The following is a 21,268-nucleotide window of genomic DNA, read 5'->3' on the forward strand; positions in this document are numbered from 1 at the left end:
TCCTGCTTTTGACGATATAGGCGGTCGCAACAGCATTGGGTTTTGCACTCGCTACCATCCTATGTATAGCCTTTGCCTCAATGGACAAAAACATGAAAGACCCTTTTAATCATTCCACCGAATTATCCGGTGAGAAGCCTGATATACTGGCCGAAAAACCACTGGTTTTGATCGGACTGATGGGCGTGGGCAAAACAACCGTAGGGCGCAGACTGGCAAAAAGGCTGAACCTACCCTTTGTCGATGCCGATGAAGAGATTGAAAAAGCGGCGGACCTGAAGATTACGGAAATCTTTGACCGCTTTGGCGAAGATTATTTCCGTGACGGGGAAAGACGCGTCATAGCCCGCCTGATCGAGGGGCCGCGCCGGGTTATCGCTACTGGTGGCGGCGCATTTATGAATGAGGAAACCAGAAGCCTCATCCTCTCCAAGGCCACTGCAATATGGCTGGATGCGGATATTGAAACGCTGGTTAAACGTGTGTCCCGGCGCGATACCAGACCCCTGTTGCGTAACGGCAATAGCGAAGAAATCTTGCGTAATCTGGCTGCAATAAGAAACCCGGTTTATGCGCTCGCCCATCATCATGTGACCGGCAATGATGCCCCGCATGATTTGACCGTAGATAAAATAATCAAGGCATTACGCACATGAACCGAATAGCAGTAAATCTTGCTGGCAATGGCTATGATATTCTGGTCGAACCTTTTGTTTTTAACGCGGTTTCGGACCATCTTGTTCCCCATATTAAAAGGGACAGGGTTTTTCTGATCACCGACGTCAATGTTGCGGCTTCGTGGCTGGAACCGCTGGAAACGGATTTGCAGAAATCTGGCGTCAACGTGATAAGCCATGTGCTTCCTGCGGGAGAGCAGACCAAAAGCTGGGCCGAACTGGAAAAACTGACTGACTGGCTATTGGACGAGGGCGTAGAACGGTCGGACACATTGATCGCATTGGGCGGCGGCGTGATTGGCGACCTCACCGGCTTTGCAGCCTCCATATTGAAACGCGGTTGTCATTTTATCCAGATACCGACCAGTTTGCTAGCACAAGTAGATAGCAGCGTTGGTGGCAAAACCGCGATTAACAGCCGCGCGGGTAAAAATCTGATCGGGCGGTTTAACCAGCCTGAATTTGTTTTAATTGATCCTTTGGTTCTGAACACATTATCCAGCCGCGAACTGCGTGCCGGCTATGCCGAGGTGGTTAAATATGGCCTGATTAACAATGCACCGTTTTTTGAATGGTGCGAGGAAAATAGCGAGGCTTTGCTTAACCGCGATCCAGCGGCATTAACCTATGCGATAACGCAGAGTGTTCAGGCAAAGGCCGCGATTGTTGCGGAAGATGAAAAGGAAGTCTCTGGCCGCCGGGCGCTACTCAATCTGGGCCATACATTCGGACATGCGCTGGAAGCGGAAACCGGATATTCAAACGATTTAGTCCATGGCGAAGCGGTTGCGGTGGGCATGGCACTGGCTTTTCACTATTCCGTCCGGCGCGGACATTGTGATGAGGCCGAGGCGCGCCGCGTAGAAAATCATCTTAAAAACGCGGGATTACCCCATAGTTTGAGCAGCGTAGCAGACGGGATATTAGCCGGTGTATCCGGTGACACGCTGGTCCAACATATGCTGCATGACAAGAAAATGGCTTCAGGTAATCTGCCGTTCCTGCTAGCCAATGGCATCGGCCAGACATTTCTGGCGAGCGATGTTGACTTAGCCGATGTCGCAGCCTTCCTTGATCAGACAGGCTAAAACGCTTGAACCGCCTGCTTGCTCAATCATCGCCCTTATCTGTCTCGGTCACGCCAAAGGCAAGATGGCGGCCCGCGAACATGTCACCGGAAGCGCTCTGCGCCTCCAGTCGGTCACAATCCAGTTTCCGATATTCGCGCTCAACGTCATCTATCAGCACCTCGTCAATCTCGAGCCCCATCATAGTCTGGCGTGCAAGATGAATTGCTGATTCAAAAATCTCACGCTTGGCACCGGCAATTCCGGCCTTTTTCACCTCAAGCAAATGGACCCTGTCATAAACGCGCATATATAGTTTCGCGTTAGGAAATGCCGTACTTATGCCCCGCAGCACTGCCGCATCCAGCTTTGTGCCGTCGATGCAAAAAACGATTGCCGCGCATTTTTCAGCCCCCGCACCGCGTAAGATGTCCACGCGCATGCCATCACCATAGAAGACCTTGCGCCCGTATTTCCGGCTAGCGCCGATCTGCTGCGGTTTAATGTCAATCATTGTCACGGGCACCTTTGCGCCGCTGAGCATCTGTGCCACTGTCTGGCCGAACCGGCCATGGCCAACTACAATGACCGCAGCCGGATTGGCATTGCTTGCGTCATCATAGTCCACATCGCCAATGGGGTCAGCAGCGTAAAACCGTCTGGCAATCAGCATCAAAAACGGTGTCGTTGCCATCGAAAGCGTAATCACCGCGCTGAACAGGCTGCTCGCCTGCGGCTCAATCAGCAACGCCTGTTCAGCGGCACCGAACAAGACAAAACCAAATTCACCGCCTTGACTGAGCAACAAGCCCATGCCCAAAGCGGGCAATGTATCCATGCCGAACAATTTACCCAAAGCGAAAATAATAGCTGTTTTTGTCACAACAAGCGCAATCGCCGCGCCGAATACAAATGCCGTATTCTCCATAATAATGCCGATATCCAGCATCATTCCTACGGCAAGAAAAAACAGTCCCAAAAGCAATGAGCGGAAGGGGTCAATATCGGCCTCCAGCTCATGACGATAGGGGGAATTGGCCAGCATGACCCCCGCAATAAACGCGCCCAGTGCCGGGGATAGCCCGATCATTTCCATCAAGGCCGCGCTGCCAAACACCACAACCAGCCCCGCGACAATGAATAACTCCCGCTCCGCAATCTTCCCGATCAATTCCAAAGCAGGTTGCAGCACATATCGCCCGGCAAAGATCAATCCGCCAATCGCCAAAACACCGAAAACGGCAATCTGCCATCCCGGCAGCGCCCCTTCCGCCGCAGGGGCACGGGACAATGCTGCCACAATTGTCAAAAGCGGAATGATCGACAAATCCTGAAACAACAGGATCGAAAATGTTCTTTCACCGCCCGGCGTATTAAGACGACCGGAAGATTGCAACATCGGCAAAACCTGTGCGGTAGAAGAAAGCGCAAGTGGCAAACCCAGTGCTAGCGCAGCGCCAAGAGTGAAGTTTGTCGTCGCCATGATGAGCAGGAAAAGCGCCAGTCCGCATAGCGCCACCTGCCCCATGCCCAGACCGAATATCGCCCGGCGCAACCGCATCAATCGGGACGGAGCGAGTTCCAGCCCGACCAGAAACAGCAGCAGAATGATCCCGATTTCGGAAAACTCAAGGATGTTGGCACCCTCACGGATCAGGCCCAACCCTTGTGGGCCGATCAATATGCCTGCAATAAGATAGCCCAGAACCGCACCAATTCCGAATTTGCGAAACACAAGCACCAATATCAGCGCTGCTCCCAGCATGGTGAAACCGCCAAGGAGCAAATCGCCTAAATGTGTTTCTGTGCCGTCCATCCGTTAGACCACCTCATCCTCATGGGTTTCAAATGCGGCCAATATGGCATCATAAGGCAAAACTATTGCGGCATGACGACCGGCATGGTCCTTCGCAGCGCGTAGATGCTCCATGTTATCCCAATCGCCGGGTTGTTCGTGTGAACCTGCCAGAAATCCGGCTAAATGCTCCCGGGCTGCGGCAATGTTTTTTGCCGATTTTCCGATTGCCTGCGCCGCCAAAATCGCTGTGGAAGCCTGACCCAATGCACAGGCCTTCACTTCTATTCCCAATTGAGAGATCAGCCCGTCATCCGACAATATAATATCGGCAGCGACCCGGCTGCCGCAGGTGCGTGAGCGGACCTCCGCCGTGCCATCGGGCTTGTCCAGTCGCAATTGATGCGGAATTGAAACAGCCAGACGGAGTATCTCGCGGTTATAAAGTGCGCCGCTCACTCCTCAACCTCCGGCCCGAGCCCAGTAATTTCCTTCTGTTTTCCAACAAATTCAACCATCGCATCCCCGCTGGCATTCAATAACGGATATGTCCGCGAATCCGCAATCCACTCTGGTCGCGGCTCAGCTGCACCATAGATGCTGTCATAAACAAGGATAACCAACAGATAGGCAAGCGTGGCGCCAATCAACCCCTTGATCATACCAAAACCGAAACCAAGCACACGGTCAACAGGTCCCAACAGCGATTTACGCGACCTTTGACCGATTGATCTGGCGATCCAGCGGCCCAAAGCATAAGTGACGATGACAATCGAACAAAATGCCAGAACCGAAGCGCCGCCTTCCGTTCCGATCGGCGCAATCAAAAACTCCGTCACCGGCATATGCAGGAAACGGACCGCAAAGATGACCATCACCCATGCAATAAGTGCAAGTATTTCTTGCACAAATCCGCGCAGGAAACCCAATATAGCTGCGCCGCCCATCAGCAGTAAAACAAAGATATCCAAACTGGTCATAAAATCTAGCTAAGCGCGGGCAAGCATATGGTCAACGAGATTGGCAAGTTTTGCAAATTGTTGTTGTTTTACAGTGCCGCCGACTTTCTCTCCGGAAGCCGGAATCATCGCCCGGTCAAATCCCAGTTTCGATGCTTCTTTCAGGCGAAGCGGTGTATTGGACACAGGACGGATTTCCCCCGAAAGCGCAATCTCACCGAATATAACAGCGTCGCTGGGCATGGGCCGTTCCGCATGGGCAGAGATCAGCGCCGCCGCAACTGCCAGATCAGCCGCCGGATCAGTCAAACGGTATCCACCGGCCACATTCAGATATACCTCCGCGCCAGAAAAGCTGAGGCCACAGCGCGCTTCAAGCACCGCCAAAATCATCGCGAGGCGCGAACTGTCCCAACCGACAACCGAGCGGCGCGGCGTAGCCCCGCTGGCCAGCCGGACGGTCAGCGCCTGAATCTCCACCAGCACGGGCCGTGTTCCTTCCAAGGCAGGAAAAACGGTCGCGCCGGTCACTTCTTCGCTTCTGTCCGTCAGGAAAAGTGCGGAAGGATTCTGCACTTCGCTTAGCCCCATTTCCTCCATCGCAAACACACCGATCTCGTCCGTGCCGCCGAAACGGTTTTTTATGGCTCGCAAAATCCGATATTGGTGGCTGCGCTCCCCTTCAAAGCTCATCACTGTATCGACCATATGTTCCAGCACGCGTGGACCAGCAATATTGCCGTCCTTGGTGACATGGCCGACCAGCATGATCATTGTGCCATATTCCTTGGCAAATTTGATCAGCTCCTGCGCGGATGCGCGCACCTGACTGACCGTTCCCGGCGCCCCTTCGATAAGATCACTGTGCATTGTCTGAATGGAATCAATCACTACAAAATCGGGCGCATCCTTGGACAAGGTGGTCAAAATATCACGCACCGAAGTCGCCGACGCCAGTTTAACCGGCGCACTCCCCAAGCCCAGCCGCCGTGCACGCAGCCGCACCTGATCCGCGGCTTCTTCACCCGATATATAGGCCACAGAACAGCCTGCATTGGCGAGCCGTGCAGACACCTGCAACAGCAATGTTGACTTGCCAATACCCGGATCGCCGCCCATCAACGTAGCGGAACCGGCTACCAACCCGCCGCCAACCGCGCGGTCAAATTCCTCGATACCCGTTTTTTTGCGTTCCGGCAGTTTGATTTCGGAATCCAGCCCGACCAGCCGGACTTCCCGTCCGCCACTTTGCAAATTATGCTTGGCGGCAAATACGGTTTCCCCCGCCTCTTCAATCAGCGTGTTCCAGTCACCGCAATCAGCGCACTGCCCCTGCCAACGATGCGAGATAGAGCCGCATTCCTGACATACATATTTTTTCTTTGGCTTGGCCATGACCATACTTTCACTAGAACAAAAACAGAACGCTATAGTTTTTCTTGGTTTTTTCAACCACTTTCATGCTTGCGCCATGCCCTTCATGCTGCCAATCTTGGAAAAATGCGCCAAAAGGAACTCAGACTCGCTCTTATTTGCTATGGCGGCGTTAGTCTTGCCATTTATATGCATGGTATAACCAAAGAAGTCTGGAAACTCGCCAGAGCCAGCCGGGATTTTTACGATGGCGAGCAGCCCGGGAACAACAGCCGCGCTGTCTATCATAACATCATGACCTGGATCGAACAGGAAACCGGCGTCAAACTGCGTGTGCTACCGGATATTATCTCGGGTGCCAGTGCCGGCGGGATTAACGGCATTTTTCTGGCTCAAGCGATTATTTCGGGCGAATCGCTGGAACCGCTAACGGAGATGTGGCTGGAAAAAGCGGATGTTGATACATTGCTTGATCCCGATGCCAGGCCGCTGTCACGCTTTTCCAAATTCTGGGCTGAACCCATTGCATGGATGGCACTGGGCCGCAAAGGCGGAGCGGTAGAGCAAACCGTTTCAAAAGAGGCGCGGGAAGAAGTGAAGATGAAACTCTCCCGCTTTGTGCGTGCGCGCTGGTTTGCGCCTCCATTCGGGGGAAAAATATTCTCTGGCCTGATCATGGATGCGCTTGCCAGCATGAAAAATGCCAAACTTGGCCCGAAGTTGCTGCCGCCCGGACAACCGCTGGACTTGTTTGTGACGGTTACAGATTTTGTCGGCTATCCCGAAAGACTGCAACTGCACAGTCCATCAGAAGCCCTGGAGATGGAGCACCGGATCACGATCAGTTTTTCGACACGGGGAACAAACCGCTCGAACATTGCCGATCCGGCTGAACTGGTGTTTGCGGGCCGAGCGACAGCCAGTTTTCCCGGTGCTTTTCCGCCATTTACCGTTGCAGAACTCGATAATGTTTTAACGGCTCGCAAACTTGACTGGCCCAACCGGAAAAATTTCCTGAAACGCATATTACCCAATCAAAGCCGTGCCGGAACCGCTGAAGACACTGTGCTGATAGATGGCTCTGTTTTAGCTAACGCTCCCTTTTCCCAAGCGATAGATGCATTGAGAAACCGGCCTGCAAAACGCGAGGTGGATCGACGCTTTGTCTATATTGATCCTCGTCCCGATCTGGATGTCGACAAAAGCAAACGCGCTTTGCGGCGCTTGCAAGCAGCACAGGAGGCCGAGGACGAAAGCCTGCCCGGTTTCTTTTCCACTATATTCGGAGCTATTTCGAATATTCCGCGCGAACAGCCGATCCGTGACAATCTTGATGATATATCGCGGCGCTCCAACCGGATCATCCAGATGCGGCAGATTATGGAGAATCTGCGAACGGAGGTTGATTATAATGTTGAGACCATTTTCGGAAGAACGCTTTTTCTCGACAGCCCGACAGCAGCCAGACTGGCTTCATGGAGACGCAAATCTAGGGAAAAAGCAAGCAAGATGGCCGGGTTTTCCTATAGTGCCTACGGTCATCTGAGGCTTGCTACTGTAGTCGAGGATATCGCCCATACGGTAAAGCGCGCGCAGTCCGATACTTCTTCGCATAATCACCACGCCGTGCGATCGGCTTTATGGTCTAATTTGCAGCAGCGCGGTTTTGACGATCTCTCCAAAAAGGGCGGGCTTGGCCCATCGAAAATAGCTTATGAGTTTTTCAAGGCCCATGATCTGGGTTATCGCATACGCCGCATTCGATTTTTGGCGCGGCGCTTTGCCGAAGACCTTGACCGCACAGTTCCAGAGAATTTTGCAGTGGTCGAGCAAGCCCATGATACGATCTATGAGTGCCTTTCGCTTTATATCGAGCGTGAGACAATCGAATATCTGGGCGATGATTTTATGGCCATGTCCGAACATGCAGAGACACAACCGGCGGCTATGCTGGAGCAGTTGGCCAGCGCCCGTGATCTGGTCGCAGTAGACGCAATGGTTGATCGGAAACTGATCAAAGCCATGGCTAAACTGCCTAAGGCTGAGCGGCGGTCAATGCTCTTGGCGTTCCTTGGCTTCCCGTTTTACGACATTGCCACATTGCCCCTTCTTCAGGGCGAGGGACTGGACGAATTTGATCCGATAAAAGTGGACCGTATTTCACCCGAAGACGCCACAACCATCCGCACAGGCGGTGTCCTTGCGACGTTAAAAGGTATTGAATTTAATAATTTCGGAGCGTTCTTTAGCAGAAGCTACCGCGAGAATGATTATTTATGGGGCCGGCTGCACGGTGGTGAGCGCATGATCGACATATTGATCTCCACGCTTCCTGAATCCAAACAGCCTGATGCGGCCAAAACGCTGGAATTTAAAAAAGCGCTGTTCCAAGCGATTATTGATGAAGAGGAAAAGCGACTGTCCAAGATAGAACCGTTGATCCTGTCTCTCCGCAAGGAGATTAACCGGGCAACTGTTTAATGTCAGCCGGCTGAGCACCCAGCACCAATATTAGCCCCCGCACCGAAAAACATGGCAATAGTATCGGCCAATATTACGGTCTTTATCACAACCTCTGCAAGCGAACCGTTTCCTGCGCGTAGCCCTGTGAACAGGCAAACAGGACCATTGGGGAAATACCAGCAGCGATAGCGTCCGGCATAGAGGGTCCTTCATCGGTTCTTCCCGTAGCGTGGCGGATCAACCGGAGAACATCAGCTACGCGCCACGATCCCTTTGGAGAGAATATCATTGGCAATTTGCGCCACTTGCGCGGCGGATTTATCCTCGCTCCAAATGCCGTAGCGCAAACCGAGAAACACGTTCATGCCCATGATTGCCCATGCGTGTGCTTCTTCCAGATCACCGCGTAGATCACCTGCTTCGCTACCTTCCTGCAATCGTTCAAAAATACGTGCAGCAGTCCCTTCATAATGGCGATGATAGCTTTCCGGATCGACAAATTCGGCTTCGTCGATGATGCGGTAAATTTCCTTATTTTCGCGGGCAAAGTTCATAAACGCTTCAAGCGCCAGCTTTTCCCGTTCCAGCGCATCCTGCCATTCGTTCATCGCATTGCTGGCATGGTCTTTGACGCGAAGACTCATATCGCGGACCAGCGCACTGAACAATTCGTCTTTCGAATCGAAATAAGTATAAAAACTACCAAGCGCCGTTCCCGCCCGCTGGGTTATCCCGGTAATAGAGGCTTCGTGAAAACCTTTTTCCCCAAATTCCAGTGCCGCCGCATCCAGAAGCTTGCGCTTGGTTTTAAGGCCCCGTGCTGTGCGGGGTTGCTTGTCTTTGGACTCGACATAGTCGGTATATTCTGTGGCCATAAAAGCACGGCTAGCGTCATTTTCTATAATTGGCAAATTCTCAAGTTGAAATATGGTTCAAGTTTCAATATAGGTGTCTTATAACCCGGAATAGCCGGGAAAGATTCAGGAGGGTGTTCTTATGAAATTTCAACACAGCGTAAGTTATGCGGCTTTGATAAGCGGCTTGGCGACTAGCCTGCTCACACCGACTGCGGTATACGCGCAGGCCACGGAATCCGTTAGTCAGGATAATGATGATGGCACAATTGTCGTCACCGCCCGGCGCCGTGAAGAACGCATTGCGGATGTCCCTTTGTCGATCACAGCCATTAGCGGAGATGCTTTGGCTACTGCCGGGGTGCAGGAGATCACCGAAATCGGCCAAACGGTTCCCAACATGACACTGGAAGTATCTCGCGGTACAAATACAACGCTGACGGCTTTCATTCGCGGTGTGGGACAACAGGATCCGGTTGCCGGGTTTGAAGCTGGTGTTGGCCTATATGTCGATGACGTTTATTTGAACCGGCCTCAGGCGGCTGTTCTTGATGTATATGATGTTGAACGAATAGAGGTTCTGCGCGGACCGCAGGGCACTCTTTATGGCCGCAACACAATTGGCGGCGCGATTAAATATGTTTCCCGGCGCTTGTCCAGCGACACACAATTCAAGGTCAAAGGGACTTATGGTTCTTATGATCAAGCCGATCTGATCGTCACTGCTTCTACGCCGGTCACTGATAACCTGCGTATCGGAGCCAGTGGCGCACGGCTTAGCCGGGGCGGTTTTGGTGACAATCTGGAACAGCCGGGTGTCGAAAATTACAATAAAGACGTCTGGGCGGCCCGTGCCAGCATGGAATATGAAAATAACGGGTTTTTCGTCCGTTTGTCCGGTGACTATATCCGCGATGAAAGCAATGCGCGGCAAGGTCATCGCTTGATTCCCGGCCAGCTTTCCGGTGCGCCGGTGCTCGACGATGTTTATAACACACGCGCTGGCCTGAAAGTTCCTGACCAGTTGGTAGAGGCTTATGGTGGATCGCTGTTGATTGAGGCTCCGGTATCGGAAAACATCACCCTAAAAAGCATTACGGCCTATCGCAAAGACAGTTCGGCCTCGAATATCGACTTTGACAGCCTGCCTTCTGCGGACCTTGACGTTCCGGTAATTTATAAAAATGACCAGCTCAGTCAGGAGTTCCAGATTCTTTATGAAAGCGATAATCTGAACGGCGTTTTGGGCGCATATTATCTCGATGCCAATGCGTTCAACGTCTTTGATGTGCTACTCGCTACAACCGGCGATCTTATTAACCTACCTGGTCTGAACGCACAGACGCTGGGTGATGTTGACACCAAAACATGGTCGATCTTCGGTGATTTCACCTATGATCTGACCGATCAGTTCAGCGTTTCTGTTGGTGGCCGCTATACCAGTGACAAGCGCAGTGCGCGTATTTTACGGACAACATTCATCGGCGGCTTGTCCGATGCATTTGACGGACCGGGTGTTCCAATTGCGGTAACGTCCGACTTTAACGGCAGCGACACGTTCAAGGAGTTTACACCGCGTGCGTCGGTTAGCTGGAAACCGGACCAGAATAACAATATCTATTTCACCTATTCACGCGGCTTCAAAGGCGGCGGGTTTGATCCGCGTGGACAGACCAGCGCGACACCGGACTTTAATCTGGACGGCACGGTTTCGGACGACGAGATATTCAACTTCCTGCGTTTTGAACCGGAAACGGTCGACAGCTATGAACTTGGCTGGAAAGCCTCTCTGCTCCAGAACCGCCTGAACGTCAGCATTGCTCTATTCAAAGGCGATTATTCCGACGTTCAGATACCCGGCTCTGTCGGCGTTGACACAACCGGAGACGGAATCAGTGACAGCTTTGCCGGGATAACATCCAATGCGGCAAGCGCTGATGTAAACGGCTTTGAGTTTGAAGGACGCGCACTGGTCGGCAGAGACTTTGCCGGAGCCGGTAGCCGTTTCAACGTCAGTTGGTCGCTGGGTTATCTGGATGCCAAGTTCAATAAATTCATCGATGCATTTGGCAATGATGTGGCTGATCAACGGGTGTTCCAGAACACACCGGAATGGACGGGTAGCATGTCATTCAACCTTGGTGTGCCCGTCGCCAGCGGAATGCTCGACCTGATTAGTTCAATCTCGTTCCGCAGTGATGCCAGCCAGTTTGAATCGCCTAACCCGTTCCTGGATCAGGATGGATTTTCGCTGGTCGATGCCAGCGTGGTTTACACCGATGACAGCGACCGGTTTTCAGTCGGTGTCCATGGCAAGAACCTGTTTGACAAGCGTTATAAAGTGGCCGGTTATAATTTTGTCACCGGCGGACAAAATGGCGCGCCTTTCGTGCCTAACCTTGGACTGGAAGGGACGTTGACTGCGTTTTACGGCGATCCGCGGCGTGTATTCGTGACTGGTGAAATCAAGTTTTAAGCCGGATATATGACCTATGATAGCAAGCGGGCGGATCAAGCCGATCCGCCCATTTACAAAGATCATTTCTATCGCAGCGGTGATGACCGCCTGACGCTATATGCGCGGATTTATGAAGGTGACGGAGAGGACAAACCAACATTATTGCTGATGCACGGATTGACCCGTAACAGCGCTGATTTTGAAACTCTGGCCGCATATCTGGCCGGGCGATACCGGCTGATTGTTCCGGACCAGCGCGGACGCGGGCGCTCCGATTATGATCCGGAACCGAAAAATTACACACCGGAAGTCTATGTTGCCGACATGATGGCGCTCATTTCTGGGTTGCAACTTGACCGCATCGGTCTGATCGGCACGTCGATGGGAGGCCTGATGGCCATGGCCATGGCAGCAAACGAACCGGAACGGTTTACCTGCATCATTCTTAATGACATTGGGCCGATTGTTGAAAAGGCCGGTCTGGACCGGATTCAGGATTATATTGGCGAGCGCGAGCCATTTAATGACTGGCAGGATGCTGCGGCACATGCCCGCAAGGTCCATGGCAGCGCCTTCGCAGGCTATGACGCGCATGACTGGATGGGATTTGCCCGGCGTACTTGCCGCGAAATGGCTGATGGCCGCGTGAAATTTGACTATGACCCTGCCATTGCTCTGGGCCTGTCCGGTAGTGACCAGACCGTTATTCCACCCGATCTCTGGCCGGTTTGGGACACGCTTTCTGCCATACCCGCCTTGATTATTTATGGCGCTTTGTCCGATATTATATCCACCCAAACGATAGAAGAAATGCAGCAACGCCATGCAGGACCGATCAGCGCAATAGAAATTACAGGCCGGGGGCATACACCGATGCTGGACGAACCAGCGGCCTTATCCGCGATTGATGCGTTCCTGAAGAAAAGCACCCGATAAATGGCAAGCACAACAATCACCGGGCCACGCACGACATCACCTAAAGTTGCACTTGGTTTATTGTTGGTGGTTTATATTTTCAATTTCGTCGATCGTCAGATTCTGGCGATCCTGGCGGGTCCGATACAGGCTGATCTGGGGTTGAGCGATACCCAAATGGGTCTGCTTGGCGGAATTGCTTTTGCGTTACTCTATTCCACTCTGGCGGTGCCGCTTGGCTGGATTGCCGATAAGACCAACCGTAGCTGGGTCATCACCATTTCGCTGGGTGTATGGAGCGGATTTACTGCGCTATGTGGCTTGGCTCAGGGTTTCTGGTCAATCTTTCTTGCCCGGCTCGGCGTCGGGGTTGGCGAAGCAGGCGGCGTCGCGCCGTCCTATGCACTTATATCCGATTATTTTCCCAGCACCAAAAGAGCACGGGCGCTGTCCATCTATTCACTTGGTATCCCGCTCGGCTCTGCGACCGGCGTGGTTGCAGGCGGCTATATCGCAGCAGCAGTGGACTGGCGCCTTGCCTTCATGGTTGTCGGGCTTTCGGGTATATTGCTCGTTCCCGTCTTCAAATATTTTGTCCGCGATCCGGTGAAGCCCCCTGTGACCGAAATTGCACCAGCGCAACCTTCCTTTATGCAAACAATAGAAATCTTAGCCAAAAAACGTGCGTTCTGGTTTCTCGCTTTGGGCGCAGCGTGCAGTTCGATGCTCGGCTATGGCATTGCTTTTTGGCTGCCTAGCCTTTTGCAGCGCAGCTTTGGCCTCGACCTGATTGAAACGTCATTATTCTTTGGTTCCATTTTGTTGATCGGCGGGGTCGCCGGTGTGATGGGTGGCGGTCTATTGGGGGATTGGCTCGGCGGCAAAAATAAAGCCGCTTACGGGCTGGTTCCGGCCATAGCCTTTCTGCTCGCGGTGCCGTTATTTGCAGCGGGCATCATGAGCAGTTCGGCCACGCTGGCTTTCATCTTATTCCTGATCCCGCAAGGTCTGGCCTATATATGGCTGGGACCGGTCTTATCAGCGGTGCAGCATCTGGTAACGGCAGAAACACGAGCCACGGCCTCAGCGCTATTCCTGCTCATCAACAACCTTGTCGGCATTGGAGGCGGGATATTTTTTCTGGGCGCATTATCCGACATTTTGACGCCGGTTTATGGCGAAGACGGCCTGCGCTATTCCATGCTGATTTCGCTAATATTCTATACATTTGCCGCCGGTTTAATGGCCTTGGCAGCACGTTATTTACAAAAGGAATGGGTCGAGGATAGCTGAACGAAAAAGCGGTTGCCCCCATCTGTTAACCCAGCTCTTCTGTCCTTAACGCTTTGCGGTCCAGTTTGCCGATCATCGTCTTGGGCAGACTTTCCCGCACGACGACATCCTCGACCCGTTCATGTTTGCCAAGCTGCGGGTTGAGCCAGTCTTTCAGCGCAGCGCCATCAACATCCATGCCGTCTTCCAACGCCACATAAGCCCTGGGGCTTTCTCCACGATAATCATCAGGCACGCCGATAACCAGCGCCTCTTTAACCGCTTCATGGCGGTAAAGTATTTCCTCGACCTGACTGGGGAAAACCTTGAAGCCGCCTACCGCGATCATATCCTTTAGCCGGTCGACAATCTTGATATAGCCATCGTCATCAATCACGGCGACATCGCCGGTGCGAAGGAATCCATCAACAAATACTTCTTCATCTGCCTTGGGCAGGTTCCAATAGCCTTGCATCACCTGTGGACCGGAGAAAATCAGCTCGCCCGGTTCTCCGTCCGGTGCCGGTTTTGCCGGGTCTTCCTTGTCCACCAGCTTAACCATTGTGCCCGGTACCGGCTGACCGATCGTGCCGGTTTTGTTCAAGCCGGAATAAGGGTTGGCGCTGACCACGCCGGAACTTTCGGTCAAACCATAGCCTTCAACAAGTTTCGCACCTGTCTTGGCTTCAAACTTTTTCTTTAACTCCTGCGGCAACGGCGCACCGCCCGACACACATATTTTCAGCGACGAAAAATTGGTCTTGTCGATGTCGGGATGGTCGAGCAAAGCCTGATACATCGTCGGCACGCCGGGCATGGCGGTAATCTGGTTACGGGAGATCGCCTTTAATGTTTGCTTGGCATCAAAGCGCGGCAACATCACAATCTCTCCGCCACGCTCCACCGTGCGGTTTAGCACCGCGCTATTAGCAAAAACATGAAAGAACGGCAGCACCCCCATTAACCGGTCTTCCTCGTCAATAAACGGATCAATGCTGTTAATCTGACGCGCATTGGCGGTCAGATTCTGGTGCGTGAGCATCGCTCCTTTTGGTGTACCAGTGGTGCCGCCGGTATATTGAAGCAGCGCAACATCCTTCTCCGGATGGATATTGGGCGCAGTATAATTGCCGTCGTTGTCGGTCAAATCGGCAAAAGGTGTAATCCGGTCATCATCGGGTTGCGGTGTGTTTTCCTTGTTACGAAACAGGCGATAGAATATCGCCTTTCCGGTCGGCAGCGCCCCCGCCACACTGCCAACGACCAGCCGTTCCAGACTGGATTGTTTAAGCACTTCATAAGCGACCGGAAAAACCGCGCTGGCAGATAGCGTGAAAAGTATTTTAGTTCCGCTATCCTCAACCTGATGGTTTAATTCCTCAACGGTATAGAGCGGCGAAAAATTGACCACGGTGGCACCAATCGCCATCGCGCCATAATATGCGCTCACATAATGCGGGACATTGGGCAGGAACAGGCCGATCCGGTCGCCCTTTTTGACACCCAGATCCTGCAATCCTTTGGCAACCCGAATGACACCGGAAGCTACTTCGGTATAGCTATATTTCCGCCCCATGAAATCGAGCAGATTTTTGTCACCCCGCCGCCCCGCCGAGCGAAAGAACATACCGGGCATCGACAGTGGCGCGTAAAACTGGTCCCAATCGGTGGGATGATTATAACGCGACTTCCATATCGGAGAGCGGTCTTGAGAATATGTTTCCGGCGTGTTGTTCATAATATTATTTCTATGTGAATACGTTCGGGCTGACAATGGCAATCGCCGTGCAAGCCATTATCAAAGCTTTTCGAACCGCACCGGCAGACCGTCTTTGGGCTGAGGGATCGGGAACACTTGCCATTCCGGTTCATAGCCTGGCCCACCAGCTAAAACGACGCGGTTTTGAGTGAGCACGGCATGCATCAAAATCTTGATTTGCATATAGGCGAAATGCAGTCCCAGACACATATGGGCACCGCCGCCAAAAGGAACCCAGGCATATTTGTGGCGGCCTGCACTGTTTTCCGGGGTGAAACGCATGGGGTCAAATTTGTCCGGGTCCGGCCAGTGCTTTTCCATTTTGTGAACAAATTGCGGGCTGACACCAACATTAGTGCCAGCGGGAATAGTATAGTTGCGGAAGGTAAACTCCTTGATCGCGCGGCGCGGTATGCTTGGCACCGGCGGGATCAGGCGCAGCGCTTCCTTGAACGCCATTTCTGTTAGTTCCAGTTTACCGAGATCCTCATACGCCACTGGCTGACCGGCAGGCGCAACGGACAGACATTCATCGCGTAGCTTGTCCTGCCATTCAGGATGCTTGGCGAGCAGATAAAGCATAGTGGTGGCAGATGACGTAATCGTATCATGCGCTGCCATCATCAAAAAGTTCATATGGTCAACAACTTCGCCCTCGGTAAGCAAGGTGCCATCCGCGTTGGTTGCCAGACAAATCTGCGTAAAAATATCTTCCCCGCCTTTTTCGCGCCGCGCCTTGACCTGTGGAGTGAAATAGCTGAGCAGATATTCACGCGCCTTCACGCCGCGCCACATTTTTGTGAACGGGATCGGGGAACGCACAATGCCGACAGAGGCCTGCACTTCATCAACAAAGGCTTTATTGATCTTGTCCGCTTCCGGTCCCCATGGAATCCCCAGAATCGCGCTAGCCGCCGTATCGAGAGACAGAGACTTGATCGCCGGATAAAATTTGAATTCGGTTCCGCTCCATTGCGCCACCCGCTCCGCTATGCCTTCGTTCAATACCTTGCAATGATGCTTCATCGGACCCGGCTTGAACGCCACCGACAGTGCTTTGCGATCTGCGCGGTGGTGGTCAAAATCCATCAGCATCAACCCGCGCGGGAAAAGATTGTTGAGCACGGGTCCCCAACCCTGTTCGCTGGAGAAAATCTTGTCTTTGTTAAACATCACCAGCTCTGTCGCATCCGCGCCCAGCAGCATGACACTGTCGCTGCCAAAACTATATGTCCGGTAAACCGATCCATGTTTTTCAAACATACGCCGGCTAAAACCGATGGGGTCTTTAATCACCTGAAGCGTGGTGCCGAATATGGGTATCCCATCCTCACCGGGGATGTGGGCAAGCGCCGCTTTATCCGGCGGAGTTACCCAATGCGGATTCGCGGTTTCCGTATGTGGAAACCCATGAGCTTGTGCAGCGCTGGCCAAAATAATATCTCCTAAAATGCTCTTTCAGGACTTTATACCAATTACTTTCATTAATGTCAGCAAACATCTCCGTTCATGCCCAATTCAATCGTTTAGCGTTACATAAGAGCTATTAAAAATGGTTCGGGCAGGGGTCCGGACCAATAGGGCAGATCCAGACTACGGATACCACCGTTCAGGGATATTGCCGTCAGGTGCGCTATGATCCAGCATCACAGGCGTACAAGCAAGGGGTATGAATATGACACAATTTTCAATCAAAACACTGGTCAAGCCTGCGCTGATTAGCGGAGCGATGCTTGGCCTGAGTGCCTGCACCTATGGCGGGTCTTATGGTGATGGCTATGTGAACGGCGCTGGCTATGCCTGTGACCCCTACGCCCCGTTTGATGATTATTATTCCTGCGATTACAGTCACGGCTATGCCAATATCGGATTTGATGGCGGCTGGTATGACAGCTTTTACTATCCCGGCTATGGTATCTATATTTTTGACCGTGGTGGATCGCGTCATGCCATGCAGCGTCACCACCGGCGATACTGGGCGCGTGAACGTGCAAGATATGGTTCACGCCATGCCCGTCGTGTTGAAAGGCGGGCTGAGAGAAGAGCTGAAAGACGGGCCGAGAGACGGGCTGAAAGACGATATGAACGCCGTGCAGAAAGACGGTCTGAACGTCAAGCCAACCGCCAAGCCGAGAGGCGCGCTGAGCGCCAAGCCCAAAGACGGGCCGAACGCCAAGCCCAAAGACGCGCAGAGCGCCAAGCTGAGCGACGGGCAGAACGACGGGTCGAGAGACGCCAGGCCAAACGACGGGCGGAGCGCCAGGCCGAAAGACGGCAGCGCCGAGCAGAAAATCGCCGGAATATGACACCGGCCCAGCGCGCCCAACGTCAGGAGCGCCGCGCCGAACGGCGGAAGCGTAACGCAGAGCAGCCACGCAGTAGAATGCCGCGTGCCGAACGCCGCAACCGTCCAGTGGTCAAGCGCAAGCAAGCTCCGGCTACCCGGCGTGCACAGCGCATAGCGCCTGCGAAGCGGACTAGCCCGCGCTCATCCCGCAGCGAAATTTCCCGGCGCAATGTCCATGATGAGTAACTATGTCCCCGGGCGCTTTATATTTTGATCAAAATATATGGTGCCCCGGTAATTATTTTCGCCGGTTTATGATGACCTATATCAATAGCAATAGCCTGATTTTACACGAATATATAATCATCCGACATGGAAACACAGACATTATCCTGCATTATTAATTAACCCGAATAGTTAACTTGTTTGTAACTTTTCGTAAAAACCGCTAGTTTCACTGTTGTCAGTTAGATTGGGGGTAAGGCTATGGCGACAGCTTATAGTGATATTCAGCCGGATAATTTCAAACCAACACAGAAACATCCGCAGCATGGCGTAATTATTGGCGGTCCTGCCGCGCGGGCAAAGCGGATAGAATATGGTATATTATTGTCGTCCATGGTGATCGGATCGCTGGGCGCACTCTATTGGACTTTGACTCATGCAACCGGCTGGGTCGAATGGTCGGCTTTCCTGTTTGGTTATATATTGATCAATATGGGCGTCGGCATCGGCTATCACCGTTTTTACACGCATCGCGCCTTTGAGGCTGGCCCGAAAATGCGGCTTGCTATTGGCATCATGGCGCAAATGGCCTGTCAGGCGTCTGTTCTGAAATGGGCCGCCGACCATCGCCGTCACCACGCCTTTGCCGACCGCGTCGGCGATTTGCATAGCCCTTATATCGACGGCCACGGCAAGAAAATGTCAAAGTGGAAAGGGCTTGGCATTGCCCATTTTGGCTGGCTGTTCGACAATACGACATCAGATATGAATGTTTATGGCAAGGGTCTGATTGATGATCCTCAGGTGTTGTGGTGCCATCGTCATCGCTGGACCATTGCCATTTTCTCCAGCATCGTGTTTCCGGCATTATGGGCGCTGGCTTTTGGCGGACCTGAACATATTATCGGCACCATTTTGATCGGCGGGTTTTTCCGCAATTTCTTTTTCCTCAATTTCGTAATGGGCGTGAACAGCATCGGTCATGTCTTTGGCTCTCAGCGGTTCAAGACAAAAGACGGATCACGCAATAACTGGTTCATGGCATGGATGACCTTTGGTGATGGCTGGCACAATAACCATCACCAGCACCCGCGTTCGGCCTATGCCGGTTTAATGTGGTGGGAAATTGATGTGAACGGCTATATTATTTCTCTTTGGGAGAAAATGGGTCTGGTCTGGAATGTCCAGCGCGCACCAAAATATACGCGCGACGCCGATGGCAACTGGGTACAACAAAAAAAGCTGGCCGCGACAACAACCGAAGAGCCGCAAAGTCCCGAAGCCATGTCGGCGGCTGATGGCGGATTCATGTTTGCTAGTGAAGCAAAAACCCCTGATGTAAAGGTTACAGCTACCCCCTAAATCATCACAAAATAACAAAAGCAGGAAAGCGGTTGCGATGATAGGGGAGCTGGGAGGCCATTGCAGCTACTCCAGCTCCACCGGCTGCAAAATGATTGTTGCGGTAACCGTTTGATTCGCTCCGGGATTAACCGTGAGTTCTGCAACAGATACACCGCGACTTTCAAGCGCTGAGAGCCAGCCGAACAAAGCGGTTGGATTGGCGGAATCAATCGCAAGCAAGATTGTGCCATCATTTTGCGGGTCCAGCCGCCCGACCGCAAAGCCTGCCTCTCCCGCATTTTGACCGATGAAAATATCCAAAGGACCATCCACCGGCTTTATCGCCGTGTTTAAGGGAGCTGTCAGTGCCGCGACCTTGGCTTCAATTTGCGTTTGCCGGTCAATGGCCTGTGTATAGCGGTTTTGGGCGCTTTCATAAGCGCCTAAAAACGGAGCAATAAGGGCATAATAGCCCAATATCAGCGCAATCAGAAAGCCTAGCACGCCGATCAAAATCTGCTCGCGCTGGCTCAAGCCCAGAAACCGGTCTTTGATCGTCGCGATCATGGCGCCCTCACCATAATATCTGCTTTAGACGCTCCTGCCGCGTCGGTTCGCGCTGTTGATGTGATTATAAAACCCGCATTTCGTAGCGCAGTCACCACCTGATTTATATCCCCGGCCCTGACCGCGCCTAACGCAGCAGAAACCATGCCGTCCCTGCGATAGCTAATCTTTTCGATTACCACGCCCTCGGCTTTCTGAACCGCAGAGAATAGCGCCGATGTGGGAACGGAGAATATTATGTTCCCGCGGTTTTCGCCGATAAACCTTTCACTTAATAGCCGGTCCGCCTCTTCCGCGCTTTCCACTGGCCCGGTCAGCGGTCTTGCTATCGCCAGCGCAGCTTCATCTGCCGCCGACGCAGCGCGGTGATATTTGACCAACTGAATTATCGGGATCAGCAATGAAATAACAAGTGCTGCCAAAGCCATCCAGCCCAATATCCGTTTTTGGCGAAGCGTCATCGACCGGCGGATCTTTTTGGCAAAATCGCCGCAACGCAAATTCAGCGACAGTTTCTCCGCTTCATGGGTTCCTAGATTAGCCAGTGCCTCGTCAACTGCTTGAGGCAAGGCAATCACGGCGCTGTCACCTATCAGGTGCGCCCGCAAGTCCGGTTCGTCCGGCACAATCATCCGCTTGCCCCGCAACAGTTTCTCAAAACCGAAATCAGCTTCAATAACCACGTCTTCGCGCGGCGTAATCAGCCAGCCAGCGGGTACGACCGCATCGGGATCAATGCCAAGCGCCTTGAGCTTTAGTAACCCGCTCGCCATGACATCCTTGCCAACCGTGGCGGTTACTGCACCTCCAGATCCGTCCATCGTCGCCGCGATATGGACATTCTCCCCGTCAAGGCTGCGTTCGCGGGCGGCAAGACGGGCCGCAGCCAATATCTGCTGTTCGGTAAGACCATCCATTGGATCATGCCAGCGAACAACCCCTCGCGCCGACGGCATGAGCGCAATCATCACTAGCGGCTCTTTTTCCGGTACCCCAGTATCAGATCCCCCGTTTTCTGCTTTTTCACTCTCGCCAGACAGCCGTTGTAAACCGGCAGCAAGCAGTGGATCAACGTCACTGCCCTTGGCTTCCAGCACAGCTTCATCGCTATCTACAAGCCACCATTGCAGCACCTGATTTTCTGTCGTCGGGAAAACAGTTATAAAGAACCGGGACATCAGTATAGTGACTTCAAAGGGGCGAAACGGCCAGGCGGCAACGGATGTGTTTCCAAAATGGCCTCCCCCGAATC

17 protein-coding genes are annotated in these 21,268 nt (G+C 52.8%); 8 read left to right on the top strand and 9 right to left on the bottom strand.

Annotated elements, in window-relative coordinates:
- The first annotated feature begins 92 nt into the window (after positions 1–92).
- Together AB1K62_RS10495 and aroB are read left to right on the top strand one after the other, a co-directional pair.
- Complete coding sequence (locus AB1K62_RS10495; protein ID WP_367003494.1) at positions 93–656, top strand: shikimate kinase; 564 nt, start codon at positions 93–95, stop codon at positions 654–656.
- Positions 653–1,765, top strand: coding sequence for a 3-dehydroquinate synthase (gene aroB, locus AB1K62_RS10500; protein ID WP_367003495.1), 1,113 nt, complete (start codon positions 653–655; stop codon positions 1,763–1,765). Before AB1K62_RS10495 ends, aroB begins: the two co-directional genes overlap by 4 nt.
- A 22-nt stretch (positions 1,766–1,787) precedes the next feature.
- Here aroB and AB1K62_RS10505 read toward each other — a convergent pair whose 3' ends face one another.
- Genes AB1K62_RS10505 through radA form a run of 4 tightly spaced genes read right to left on the bottom strand, consistent with a single transcriptional unit; the run spans position 1,788 to position 5,893 of the window.
- Positions 1,788–3,560 (bottom strand): monovalent cation:proton antiporter-2 (CPA2) family protein, encoded by a 1,773-nt coding sequence (locus tag AB1K62_RS10505; protein ID WP_367003496.1) that lies wholly within the window; start codon positions 3,558–3,560, stop codon positions 1,788–1,790.
- Positions 3,561–3,563: 3 nt separating this feature from the next.
- On the bottom strand, positions 3,564–3,998 hold the full coding sequence (locus AB1K62_RS10510) for an iron-sulfur cluster assembly scaffold protein (RefSeq protein ID WP_367003497.1): 435 nt from the start codon (positions 3,996–3,998) through the stop codon (positions 3,564–3,566).
- Positions 3,995–4,519, bottom strand: coding sequence for a CvpA family protein (locus AB1K62_RS10515; RefSeq protein WP_367003498.1), 525 nt, complete (start codon positions 4,517–4,519; stop codon positions 3,995–3,997). The genes AB1K62_RS10510 and AB1K62_RS10515 overlap by 4 nt, the downstream gene beginning before the upstream one ends.
- Before the next feature lie 9 nt (positions 4,520–4,528).
- A complete protein-coding gene (radA, locus tag AB1K62_RS10520; RefSeq protein WP_367003499.1) occupies positions 4,529–5,893 on the bottom strand; it encodes a DNA repair protein RadA in 1,365 nt (454 codons plus the stop codon).
- Positions 5,894–5,998: 105 nt separating this feature from the next.
- Here radA and AB1K62_RS10525 point away from each other — a divergent pair, with 105 nt between their 5' ends.
- Positions 5,999–8,353 carry a patatin-like protein gene (locus AB1K62_RS10525; RefSeq protein WP_367003500.1) on the top strand — a complete coding sequence of 785 codons (2,355 nt, stop codon included), beginning with the start codon at positions 5,999–6,001 and terminating at the stop codon, positions 8,351–8,353.
- A 233-nt stretch (positions 8,354–8,586) separates the two neighbouring features.
- Here the strand turns inward: AB1K62_RS10525 and AB1K62_RS10530 are convergent, their stop codons facing one another.
- Positions 8,587–9,210: a TetR/AcrR family transcriptional regulator gene (locus tag AB1K62_RS10530; RefSeq protein WP_367003501.1), complete on the bottom strand. Its 624-nt coding sequence runs from the start codon at positions 9,208–9,210 to the stop codon at positions 8,587–8,589.
- A 121-nt stretch (positions 9,211–9,331) separates the two neighbouring features.
- Here AB1K62_RS10530 and AB1K62_RS10535 point away from each other — a divergent pair, with 121 nt between their 5' ends.
- From AB1K62_RS10535 to AB1K62_RS10545, 3 genes are read left to right on the top strand one after another with little or no spacing between them, the layout of a single operon-like run.
- Entirely contained in the window at positions 9,332–11,665 is a 2,334-nt protein-coding gene (locus AB1K62_RS10535; protein ID WP_367003502.1) for a TonB-dependent receptor, read from the top strand.
- A 9-nt stretch (positions 11,666–11,674) separates the two neighbouring features.
- Complete coding sequence (locus tag AB1K62_RS10540) at positions 11,675–12,583, top strand: alpha/beta hydrolase (protein ID WP_367003503.1); 909 nt, start codon at positions 11,675–11,677, stop codon at positions 12,581–12,583.
- Positions 12,584–13,855, top strand: a complete 1,272-nt coding sequence (locus AB1K62_RS10545; RefSeq protein ID WP_367003504.1) for an MFS transporter — start codon at positions 12,584–12,586, stop codon at positions 13,853–13,855.
- Positions 13,856–13,880: 25 nt separating this feature from the next.
- On the opposite strand, the gene AB1K62_RS10550 is transcribed toward AB1K62_RS10545, so the two are convergent.
- Both AB1K62_RS10550 and AB1K62_RS10555 read right to left on the bottom strand, forming a co-directional pair.
- Positions 13,881–15,572 (bottom strand): long-chain fatty acid--CoA ligase, encoded by a 1,692-nt coding sequence (locus AB1K62_RS10550; RefSeq protein ID WP_367003505.1) that lies wholly within the window; start codon positions 15,570–15,572, stop codon positions 13,881–13,883.
- 60 nt (positions 15,573–15,632) lie between these two features.
- The gene (locus tag AB1K62_RS10555; RefSeq protein ID WP_367003506.1) at positions 15,633–17,027 is read right to left on the bottom strand and encodes a cytochrome P450; all 1,395 of its coding nucleotides are present in this window, start codon (positions 17,025–17,027) and stop codon (positions 15,633–15,635) included.
- A gap of 241 nt (positions 17,028–17,268) precedes the next feature.
- On the opposite strand from AB1K62_RS10555, the gene AB1K62_RS10560 reads away from it, so the two are divergent.
- Positions 17,269–18,126: a hypothetical protein gene (locus AB1K62_RS10560; RefSeq protein WP_367003507.1), complete on the top strand. Its 858-nt coding sequence runs from the start codon at positions 17,269–17,271 to the stop codon at positions 18,124–18,126.
- A gap of 240 nt (positions 18,127–18,366) precedes the next feature.
- The gene (locus tag AB1K62_RS10565) at positions 18,367–19,467 is read left to right on the top strand and encodes an acyl-CoA desaturase (protein ID WP_367003508.1); all 1,101 of its coding nucleotides are present in this window, start codon (positions 18,367–18,369) and stop codon (positions 19,465–19,467) included.
- A gap of 66 nt (positions 19,468–19,533) precedes the next feature.
- Here AB1K62_RS10565 and gspM read toward each other — a convergent pair whose 3' ends face one another.
- Together gspM and gspL are read right to left on the bottom strand one after the other, a co-directional pair.
- On the bottom strand, positions 19,534–20,016 hold the full coding sequence (gspM, locus tag AB1K62_RS10570; RefSeq protein ID WP_367003509.1) for a type II secretion system protein GspM: 483 nt from the start codon (positions 20,014–20,016) through the stop codon (positions 19,534–19,536).
- Positions 20,013–21,194, bottom strand: coding sequence for a type II secretion system protein GspL (gspL, locus tag AB1K62_RS10575; protein ID WP_367003510.1), 1,182 nt, complete (start codon positions 21,192–21,194; stop codon positions 20,013–20,015). The genes gspM and gspL overlap by 4 nt, the downstream gene beginning before the upstream one ends.
- Positions 21,195–21,268: the final 74 nt, after the last annotated feature.

This window comes from Parasphingorhabdus sp. JC815, from assembly GCF_040717415.1.
In the GTDB taxonomy this organism is placed as follows: domain Bacteria; phylum Pseudomonadota; class Alphaproteobacteria; order Sphingomonadales; family Sphingomonadaceae; genus Parasphingorhabdus.

Coding starts and splice junctions, on each gene's coding strand:
- AB1K62_RS10495 (WP_367003494.1), top strand. CDS start 93: ATGAAAGACCCTTTTAATCATTCCACCGAATTATCCGGTGAGAAGCCT.
- aroB (WP_367003495.1), top strand. CDS start 653: ATGAACCGAATAGCAGTAAATCTTGCTGGCAATGGCTATGATATTCTG.
- AB1K62_RS10505 (WP_367003496.1), bottom strand. CDS start 3,560: ATGGACGGCACAGAAACACATTTAGGCGATTTGCTCCTTGGCGGTTTC.
- AB1K62_RS10515 (WP_367003498.1), bottom strand. CDS start 4,519: ATGACCAGTTTGGATATCTTTGTTTTACTGCTGATGGGCGGCGCAGCT.
- radA (WP_367003499.1), bottom strand. CDS start 5,893: ATGGCCAAGCCAAAGAAAAAATATGTATGTCAGGAATGCGGCTCTATC.
- AB1K62_RS10525 (WP_367003500.1), top strand. CDS start 5,999: ATGCGCCAAAAGGAACTCAGACTCGCTCTTATTTGCTATGGCGGCGTT.
- AB1K62_RS10530 (WP_367003501.1), bottom strand. CDS start 9,210: ATGGCCACAGAATATACCGACTATGTCGAGTCCAAAGACAAGCAACCC.
- AB1K62_RS10535 (WP_367003502.1), top strand. CDS start 9,332: ATGAAATTTCAACACAGCGTAAGTTATGCGGCTTTGATAAGCGGCTTG.
- AB1K62_RS10540 (WP_367003503.1), top strand. CDS start 11,675: ATGACCTATGATAGCAAGCGGGCGGATCAAGCCGATCCGCCCATTTAC.
- AB1K62_RS10545 (WP_367003504.1), top strand. CDS start 12,584: ATGGCAAGCACAACAATCACCGGGCCACGCACGACATCACCTAAAGTT.
- AB1K62_RS10550 (WP_367003505.1), bottom strand. CDS start 15,572: ATGAACAACACGCCGGAAACATATTCTCAAGACCGCTCTCCGATATGG.
- AB1K62_RS10560 (WP_367003507.1), top strand. CDS start 17,269: ATGACACAATTTTCAATCAAAACACTGGTCAAGCCTGCGCTGATTAGC.
- AB1K62_RS10565 (WP_367003508.1), top strand. CDS start 18,367: ATGGCGACAGCTTATAGTGATATTCAGCCGGATAATTTCAAACCAACA.
- gspM (WP_367003509.1), bottom strand. CDS start 20,016: ATGATCGCGACGATCAAAGACCGGTTTCTGGGCTTGAGCCAGCGCGAG.
- gspL (WP_367003510.1), bottom strand. CDS start 21,194: ATGTCCCGGTTCTTTATAACTGTTTTCCCGACGACAGAAAATCAGGTG.